Origin of the sequence: Streptomyces cinereoruber (assembly GCF_009299385.1) — a bacterium.
GTDB classification, from domain to species: Bacteria; Actinomycetota; Actinomycetes; order Streptomycetales; family Streptomycetaceae; genus Streptomyces; species Streptomyces bikiniensis.
On sequence record NZ_CP023693.1, the window covers coordinates 7,507,716 to 7,516,652 of the forward strand.

Annotated in this window: 8 protein-coding genes and 1 pseudogene; 6 read left to right on the plus strand and 3 right to left on the minus strand. The window is 66.8% G+C overall.

Going from position 1 to position 8,937, the window contains the following annotated elements; translation table 11 throughout:
* Entirely contained in the window at positions 1 to 2,871 is a 2,871-nt protein-coding gene (locus tag CP977_RS35115; RefSeq protein WP_244412645.1) for a SpvB/TcaC N-terminal domain-containing protein, read from the plus strand.
* 237 nt (positions 2,872 to 3,108) lie between these two features.
* Positions 3,109 to 3,270: a hypothetical protein gene (locus CP977_RS35120; protein ID WP_244412646.1), complete on the plus strand. Its 162-nt coding sequence runs from the start codon at positions 3,109 to 3,111 to the stop codon at positions 3,268 to 3,270.
* 118 nt (positions 3,271 to 3,388) lie between these two features.
* On the opposite strand, the gene CP977_RS35125 is transcribed toward CP977_RS35120, so the two are convergent.
* Positions 3,389 to 3,628, minus strand: a complete 240-nt coding sequence (locus tag CP977_RS35125; RefSeq protein ID WP_244412647.1) for a hypothetical protein — start codon at positions 3,626 to 3,628, stop codon at positions 3,389 to 3,391.
* A 635-nt stretch (positions 3,629 to 4,263) separates the two neighbouring features.
* On the opposite strand from CP977_RS35125, the gene CP977_RS35630 reads away from it, so the two are divergent.
* From CP977_RS35630 to CP977_RS35155, 4 genes are all read left to right on the plus strand, one after another.
* Positions 4,264 to 6,327, plus strand: coding sequence for a toxin TcdB middle/N-terminal domain-containing protein (locus CP977_RS35630; protein ID WP_425281917.1), 2,064 nt, complete (start codon positions 4,264 to 4,266; stop codon positions 6,325 to 6,327).
* Positions 6,315 to 6,590, plus strand: coding sequence for a hypothetical protein (locus tag CP977_RS35145; protein WP_425281918.1), 276 nt, complete (start codon positions 6,315 to 6,317; stop codon positions 6,588 to 6,590). The genes CP977_RS35630 and CP977_RS35145 overlap by 13 nt, the downstream gene beginning before the upstream one ends.
* 550 nt (positions 6,591 to 7,140) lie before the next feature.
* Positions 7,141 to 7,470 carry a polymorphic toxin-type HINT domain-containing protein gene (locus tag CP977_RS35150; protein WP_244412655.1) on the plus strand — a complete coding sequence of 110 codons (330 nt, stop codon included), beginning with the start codon at positions 7,141 to 7,143 and terminating at the stop codon, positions 7,468 to 7,470.
* 228 nt (positions 7,471 to 7,698) lie between these two features.
* Positions 7,699 to 8,496 (plus strand): SUKH-3 domain-containing protein, encoded by a 798-nt coding sequence (locus CP977_RS35155; RefSeq protein ID WP_244412648.1) that lies wholly within the window; start codon positions 7,699 to 7,701, stop codon positions 8,494 to 8,496.
* A 22-nt stretch (positions 8,497 to 8,518) separates the two neighbouring features.
* Here the strand turns inward: CP977_RS35155 and CP977_RS35160 are convergent.
* Together CP977_RS35160 and CP977_RS34545 are read right to left on the minus strand one after the other, a co-directional pair.
* Positions 8,519 to 8,725: pseudogene (locus CP977_RS35160) on the minus strand (IS5 family transposase); the annotation flags it as partial.
* Positions 8,629 to 8,937: transposase (locus CP977_RS34545; RefSeq protein ID WP_208853450.1), on the minus strand; the 309-nt coding region annotated here is incomplete at its 5' end. The gene CP977_RS34545 and the pseudogene CP977_RS35160, both read right to left, overlap by 97 nt.

The window sequence follows — 8,937 nt, forward strand, 5'->3', positions numbered from 1 at the left end:
ATGACTGTCCAGCACATGCTCCGCGGCCGGACGGCCGTAACCATCATCCTGGCCATGGTGCTCACCACGTCCGGGATGACCTCACCCGAACTGCTGCGCAGCGTTGCCGCGGCGGTGCCGGACGCCGGGTCGGCGGTCACCGGCCCGGAGGGGCCGGAGGGCACCTCGTTCAACCCGAACCAGATCAAGGACATCAAGGCGGCCGACCCCGGCTCCGGGGTGAACCTGATCGAGGCGCCCTCGGCGAACAACAGTGGTGACGCGCGGTTGTCGTACCCGCTGGAGGTGCCGAAGGGCCGCGCGGGCCTGGAGCCGAATCCGGCTCTCACCTACAACTCGGCGGGGACGAACGGGTGGCTCGGCGTCGGGTGGGACCTCGCCACCCCGATGATCACGGTCGACACGCGGTGGGGCGTGCCGCGCTACGACGCCGGCCTCGAGACCGAGACCTATCTGCTCGACGGCGAGCAGCTGACCCCGGTGGCGCACCGGGGCGCGTTGCGGGCGCGCACCGCGGAGAAGGTGTTCTACTCCCGGGTGGAAGGACGGTTCGACCGGATAGTGCGCCACGGCGACAGCCCCGCGAGCTACTGGTGGGAGGTCACCGACAAGCAGGGTGTCCGCACGGTCTTCGGCGGCACGGCTGACAGCACGCTGGCCGACGGCGAGGGCCGTGTCGCCGTTTGGGCGGCGCGGGAGGTTCGCGACGGCAGCGACAACGTCCTGCGCTACCGGTACGCCAAGGTGGCCGACGGCGGCACGACGGGCTCCACGGTGCCGGGCAGCGAGCTGTACCCTCAGAAGATCACCTACACCGGCCGCGGCGACACCGACGGCAGGTACTCGGTGACGTTCATCCGGGACCGCGAGCGCGGCGAGCCCCGCCGGACGGACGTGCGGATCGACGCCAGGTACGGGTTCAAAAAGGTCACCGCCGACCTGCTGCGGCGCGTCGAAGTCAAGCTGGACGACCAGCTGATCCGAGCCTACGAGCTGAACTACCGGACCGGCGCGTTCGCCAAGACGCTGCTCACCTCGGTGTCGCAGTTCAGCGAGAGCAACCAGCTGTTCAACACCCACTCGTTCGACTATTTCGACGACGTGCGCGACCCGTCGGGAAACTACAACGCGTTCGCCGACGCAGCGGGTTGGTCGGTGCCGGACGACGACCTCGGGGTGAACATCCGCGAAGGCGAGGCCAGCACGATCTCGGCGAACACGTCGGCGAACTTCGGCGCGCACCTGTTCGCGGGCTACAACGTGCAGGGGCTGACGACCAAGGAGGGCTCCGTCGGGCTGAAGGTCGGATTCAGCGCGGGCCAGTCCGACGGCCTGTCGACGCTGGCCGATGTGAACGGCGACAACCTGCCGGACAAGGTGTTCCGCAAGAACAAGGATGTGTTCTACCGGCCCAACCTGGCCAGGCCAGGGGGTGAGCCGAAGTTCGGCGACACGCCGATCAAGCTCACCGGCCTTCCGGGGATCTCGACCGAGCGCACGCTGTCCGGCACCATCGGCGTCGAGTCGTACGTCCTCACCACCTCGGCCCAGCTGGACTTCGTGGGCACCACGACCACCTCGGACCGGTTCTTCAGCGACGTCAACGGCGACGGCATCACCGACCTGGTGAACAACGGCGGAGTGCTCTTCGGCTACCTGGACGCCCAGGGGCAACCCGCCTACAGCGCGGACTCCACCCGCACCCCGGTGCCGATCGGGGGCGGCGCGGTGACCGGAGAGATCGTCGGTGATCAGACCGCCCAGTTCAACCAGCAGGTGGACAACTCGCCGCTCCTGGACACGGTGCGCCGCTGGGTCGCGCCGTTCGACGGCAACGTCCGCGTGGACGGCAACGTGCAGCTGGCCCAGGACCCTTCGCCGGCACGGGCGGCCTACACCAAGGCCGACGGCGTGCGGGTCACCATCCAGCACAAGGACACCGAACTCTGGGCGCAGCGGATCGGACCCGACGACCACACCGAGTTCACCCCAAGCAACGTGGCGTCAATTCCGGTGAAGAAAGGCGACGCGCTGTACTTCCGTACCCAGTCCATCCTGGACGGCAAGTACGACACCGTGGCGTGGGACCCGGAGATCACCTACACCGACCTGACAACCGGTACGGACGCGAACGGGCTGGCGAGCACCGTGTTCCGCGCGTCGACGGACTTCACCTTCGGCGGCAGGCCGTCCCTGGTGACCGTCCCGGTGAACGGCACGCTGCGACTGACCGGTGACGTGGTCAAGTCCAAGGCGACTTCGGACGACGTGACCGTCGTGATCGAGAAGGGCAACGGCGTCCACGCCCCCTCGGAGGTGTACCGCAAGGTCCTGCCCGCCGCGTCGACCGGCACCACCACGATCGATCTGAGCATTCCGGTCAAGACGTTCGAGAAGATGTCGTGGAAGCTGAAGACCGACTCCCCGATCGACCCCTCGGCGGTGAGCTGGGCTCCGAAGGCGCACTACACGGCCGCGCAGGGAGTCGAGTCGGTCGTCGACGCCAAGGGTGATCCCACGCTGGTGATCACCCCGCCGTACGACATGACCATGTTCCCGGCGGACACCCTCACCGCGCCGCAGCAGACCTACAAGGCAACCAAGACCGGCCAGTTGAAGGTGCGGCCGAAGATATCCCTCAACTTCGGACTCCTCGGTGACGCCCCGATCGCGTTCACGGTGAAGAAGCGCGGCGGGCAGCTGCTCGGCAAGCGGATCTTCAAAGCCAAGGACACCTACTTCGGCAGCACGAACCTGGACCTGACCGTGCCGGTCACCGCCGGCGACGAGCTCTACATCGACTACTCCACGACGGAGACCGGACTGCTCGGCTCGCTCGTCGGCCAGTCGCTTCGGTCACCTACGACGTGACCTCCAGCTGGCCGACCTTCACCCAGCGCCCAGCGCCATGCACGGTTCCGTCGGACAGGGTGCCTTCGCCCAGCCCTACCGCGGCTGGGGCGTGATCGGCTACCAAGCCAACCGCGCCCGTGCCACCAGCCGATCAAGCAGACCGAACTCACGCTGGACCAGAGCTTCAAGGACGCCCTCCCCAAGGAGCCCAAGGAAGCCGACGTCGCGCCTTTCACCGCGAACCCCCGGCTCGCCATGCCGAGGCTGGCGGTATTCGCCCCTGTTCCCGCCAAGGGCGGCTGGGCCGCCCAGGACGAGTCCTCCTGGGTCACCGCCGTGATGGCGACGAGTTCCCGCCTCGGCGCGGACACCATCGACGTCGTCACCGACGCCGACGTGGCGGGCGACGAGCGGTGATGCGCCGCGGTGTCACCGGCCAGGTGTCGGCCACCCTCGCAGCTGGCCCGTTCGGCGGTACCGTGGTCGGCGGGATCACCGCGGGTTCGGTCGACTACCTCGACCTCAACGGCGACGGCTACCCCGACGTCGTGGGCGCCAAGGAGATCCAGTTCTCCGATATGACCGGCGCGCTCGGTGCCACGCGCGGCACCCTCGGCGGCAACGTCCGCGAGGCGAACAACATCTCCGGCAACGTGTCGCTCTCCGCGGGCAGCGAGACCGCCACCATCGCCAGCGCCCTGGGCATGGCCGCACCCGACGCAGGCACCAGCGCCAACACCGCCACCACCGGCTCGGTCCAGCCGTCGCTCGGCATCGGCGGCAGCCTCGGCGGCGGCGAGTCCGACGTCCGCGTCGACCTGCTCGACATCAACGGGGACGGCCTTCCGGACAAGGTGTTCTCCAACGGCGACGTCCAGTTGAACCTCGGCTACTCCTTCGCCGCCCGCGAACCCTGGCCGGCCGGAGCGATCAACGACGCGTCCACCCGCAACGTCGGCGTCAACCTCGGGTTCAACGTCGACCGCTACGGCTTCGCCGGCGGGCTCTCCGCCGAGCTGGGCACCTCGTACACCAGCGCGAGCATGACGGACGTCAACGGCGACGGCCTCACCGACCGGGTGTTCACCGACGGGACCAACCCGATCAAGGTCGCACTCAACACCGGCACCGGCTTCACCGCGCCCGCCCCTTCCGAGGCAGCTTCTCCCAGATCGCCGTCGACAAGAACGCCAGTCTCGGCGCGGGCGTCTACTTCACCGTCGGCCTACCCACTCCCGTCGGCGTCTTCGTCTTCAACCCCGGCGCCAACGCATCCACCGGCATCAGCCGGGCCGAAACCAGCCTACGGGACGTCAACGGCGACGGCCTGGCCGACCACGTCAAGTCCACCCGGGACAACGAACTCCTGGTCGCGGTCAACAAGGCCGGACGCACCACCTGCTGCGCTCGGTGTCGCGCCCGATGGGCGCCCGGATCGACCTGGACTACACCCGATCGGGCAACACCGCCGCCATGCCGGAGAGCCGCTGGGTGCTGTCCCGCACCTCGGTGTTCGACGGGCTCACGGGCGACGGTGCCGACACCCGGCTCACGACCTACCGCTACGACCAGGGGCGCTACGACCGGCTGGAGCGCGAGTTCCTCGGCTTCGGCCGCGTGGTGACCGAAGACCGCGACACCGGCGCGGACGACACCGTCCGCCGCACGGTCACCGACGAGTACCGCACCGACGGATACGTGAGCCGCGGCCTGCTCGCCCGCACGCTGACCGAGGACGAAGCCGGCCGCCCGTACCGCGAGACACTCCACACCTACCGGCTGACCGACACCACCACGAGCGAGGAAACCGACCCGAAGAGCCGGACCGCCACCGTCTTCCCGCAGCTCACCCGCATCGAGGACAAGTACTACGAAGGCGCGGCCGTCGCGAGGAAGTCCACGTTCACCGACCTCTCCTACGACGAGTACGGCAACGTCGTCCGCACCTTCGACGCGGGCGACGAGGGCACCGCGGACGACCTGGAGACCGTCTACGCGTACAGCGGCTCCGACACGCAGTGCCGCGACCAGCACCTCGTCGGCATCGCCAACGCGATACGACAGAAGGCCGCAGTCACCGGCACTCTCCTGCGCCACCGCGAAGCCACCGTCGACTGCGCGACCGGCACCGTGAGCCAGACACGCGAGTACCTCGACGACGACACCGCGGCCGTCTCCGACCTGACGTACCACCCCGACGGGAACCTGAAATCGGTGACCGGTCCGGCGAACGCACAAGGACAGCGCTACAAGCTGGAATACGGCTACGACACCACCGTCGGCGTGCACGTCGAGTCCGTCGAGGACAGCTTCGGCTACCGCTCGTCCACGGCATACAACCTCAAGTACGGCCTGCCCGAGCTGAACACCGACCACAACGGCCAGCCGCTCCGAATGTCCTACGACAGCGTCGGCCGGCTCGACAAGGTGACCGGTCCCTATGAGAAGGACGGCGACCAGGCCACGATCACCTTCGACTACCACCCCGAGGCGGCCGTCCCGTACGCCACGACCAAGCACCTCGACCGTGCCGCCTCGGGCGTACGCAAGGACACCATCGACACCGTCACCTTCACCGACGGCCTCAAGCGCGTCCTGCAGACCAAGAAAGACGCCTCGGTGTCCGCCTCGCCCGGGGCCGCGCCCACCGAGGCCATGACGGTCTCCGGCCGGCTGAAGTTCGACCACCTCGGCCGAGCCGTGGAGAAGTACTACCCGGTGACCGAGGACAAGGGCGCCTCGAACACCGCGTTCAACGCCTCCTTCGACTCCGTGACCCCCACGAAGGAAACCTTCGACGTCCTGGACCGGTCGGTCAGGACCGTGCAACCGGACGGCGTCACCACCAGCACCGGATACGGCTTCGGCGGGGACCGGGCGGGCACGATCCGCTTCGAGCGGACAGTGACCGACGGCAACGGCAAGGAGCGCCGCACCTACACCGACATCCGGGGCGCCACCACCTCGGTGAAGGAGTTCAACAGCTCCTCGGAGATCTGGACCAGCTACGCCTACGACCCATGGGCCAGATCACGACGATCACCGACGACAAGAACAACGTCACGCGCGCCGGCTACGACGCACTGGGCCGCCGCATTTCATTCGACAGCCCAGACGCCGGGCGCTCCGAGACCCGCTACGACTCGCCGGAAACGTCACCTCGAAGGTCACCGCGAACCTGCGGGCAGCGGCCAAGGCCGTCGAATACGACTACGAGTACTCCCGGCTGAAGGCCATCCGCTACCCGACGTTCCCGGAGAACAACGTCTCCTACGAGTACGGAGCTCCCGGCGCACCGGACAACGCGGCCTCGCGCGTCACCGAGGTCCACGACGCGGCGGGAACCGTGAAGCGCGCCTACGGGGCGCTGGGCGAGGTGACCAAGGAGACCCGCACGATCACCGCGGTCCACGACGCCGCGCACCTACACCACCGCCTGGCGCTACGACGCCTTCAACCGTGTGCTGCAGATGACCTATCCCGACGGCGAGGTCCTGACCTACGACTACGACTCGGGCGGCCAGGTCGGCCGGGCCACCGGATCGAAGAACGGCACCAGCTACACATACCTGGACCGGGTCGACTACGACAAATTCGGGCAGAAGATCCTGCAGCAGACCGGCAACGGGGTGCGCACCACCTACACCTACGACGCCGAGGACCGCCGACTCTCGACGGGGGCATGGCGGGCGGCATCACCGAGCCGCGCAACTCGCCGCCTACACCTACACCCATAACAACCCGGTCAAGCTCACCGACCCGACCGGCAGTGGCCGAAGATGCCGTCCTGGAAGACGATCGGCCACACCTCGCTCGACGTCGTAGGCATGGTCCCGGTTGTCGGCGAGGCCGCCGACTGGCCAACGCCGGCTGGTACGCCGCGGAAGGCGACTACGTCAACGCCGGCCTCTCCGCCGCTTCGGCCATCCGGGCGCGGGCTACGCGGCGAACGCCGCCAAGTACGGCAACAAGGCACTCGACGCCACACAGGCCGCCAAGACCGCCAACAACGCCGGCGACGCGGCGACGACGGCCAAGGCTGCCGAGACCGCACCCGTACCGAAGGCGGCAGACAGCCCGCCCGCACCCAAACCGGCTGACAGCGGGGCAGGCAGTGCGGCACAGGCAACAGCTTCACCCCGGACACCAAGGTCGTGATGGCGACGGCAACGACAAGGCCATAGAAGAGGTGCGCGTCGGCGACGAGGTTACCGCTACCGACCCGGTGACCGGAGAAACCGGCCCGCGCACGGTCCAGCACTCATCACCGGTGAAGGTGAGAAGAACCTGGTCGAGGTCACCGTCACGAACCCCGGTGGACATCCGGGAAAGGTTGTAGCGACGGACAATCACCCTTTCTGGGCGCCCGAACTCGGCAAGTGGATCTACGCCAAGGAGATCATCCCCGGAATGCTGTTGCAGACCGGGAAATGGCTCCTAATCCAGGTGAGCGCCGCGCGTGCGTGGACCCAACAGAAGCGGGTCTACAACCTCACGGTCGATGATCTGCACACGTACTATGTACTGGCAGGGGCCAGGTCGCTCCTGGTGCACAACTGCAACCTGGGTGACTATGCGACAGCGTTCGCAATGAGCCTGGGACGAGTTTGCCTCTGAGTACACATCCCCTTCAGGTGAGAAGTACCACGGCCGCAATAAGCATGGCAGCAGGCAGAAGGGCCGCTAGCGGATGCACTCGAACGGACAGGTCACCATGGAGGGTGCGCGGAGGTGCACTGTCTGATTCAGGCTCAGGCAAAGGAGGGCCCGAGGCCATCAGGGGGGGAACCATGGAAACGGTAATGACGCGGAACAATTCTATGCCGACATCGAAGACAGATGGGCATGGCGAACCCGCTCGCCCCTGTGGACGTTGCGGCAGCTGCTGGAAGATCTGGAGATCAACTGATGCCTCTAATTCGCTTCGACTCGCTCAGCGAGGATCTGCTTGAGGCGCTTATCGCGTCCGGATGGAGCGCAGGAAGGAAGGTCGACACAGGTCAGTGGGTGGAGCCACTGGAGGGTGAAGGGTACCGGTCCCACCCATTGGCAGAGGAAGTACTAGCGACGGTGGGAGGGCTCTCAATCGAGCCGGTCAATCGAGTTGGCCCGAACTTCATGACGACGAGCCTTACATTTCGATCCCTTGCTGCTGGAACAGGGCAACGTGATCTGGCAATAGAGGTAGAGAGCGTTCTCGATGGGGACTATTTCCCCATCGGTGAATGGCTCAGTTATTCAAGCGTGTTCGTCGAAGCCAGGGGGAGGGTAGTTGCTGCTGGAATGGGTTGGATCTGGGAGATTGGTTCCACCTTTGAAGAATCCCTAGGGTTGGCAGTGTGTGCGAATCGTCCACTCATCTGCCTGTACTCCGATCCGGGTCTCGATCCTTGGCCGAGCCTGATTCTTAGAGGTCGTTTTCCGCCCGATATTTCATCCGTGATGGGGTGTTCTGTGGTGCTCTTTGGGTCGCGCAGGAGATGGTGTTTGATCTCCATATCGATGCCGAGGGTGGGCGGCATGCTCGACGAGGTGCTGTCGGTAGCCGCCGTCGACCCATACTTTCCGGATGCCGGGGTGAATCGCGGCGACCTGGTCCAGAGCCGGGTGCCGCGGTGGAGTCCTGCACGCTTGCCGCGGTGACCAGCACCGCGAGGAGAAGGCCGAGCGTGTCGGTCACGATGCTCCGCTTGCGTCCCACGATCTTCTTCCCGGCGTCGATGCCTGACTGGAGGCGTGAACGCTGGTAGAAGGTCTTGACGCTCTGGGCATCGATCACGCACGCGGAAGGCTCGCCATCTCGCCTTCCCTCTCGCGTAGCAACTGCCTGAGCAGACCGTTGAGCTGGGCGAACACGCCCTCGTCGGCCCATTTGGCGAAGTAGCCGTAGACGGTGTTCCAGGGTGGGAAGTCGTGCGGGAGGTAGCGCCACTGGACCCGATGCGGTCGACATACAAGATCGCGTCCATGATGTCGCGCAGGTCGTGCTCGGGCGGCCGGGCCGAAGTGCAAGGCTCTGCTTCGGCGCTCGAACCGCCATGCGGTCAGGACCGGCTCGATCAACTCCCAGCGGGCATCGGACAG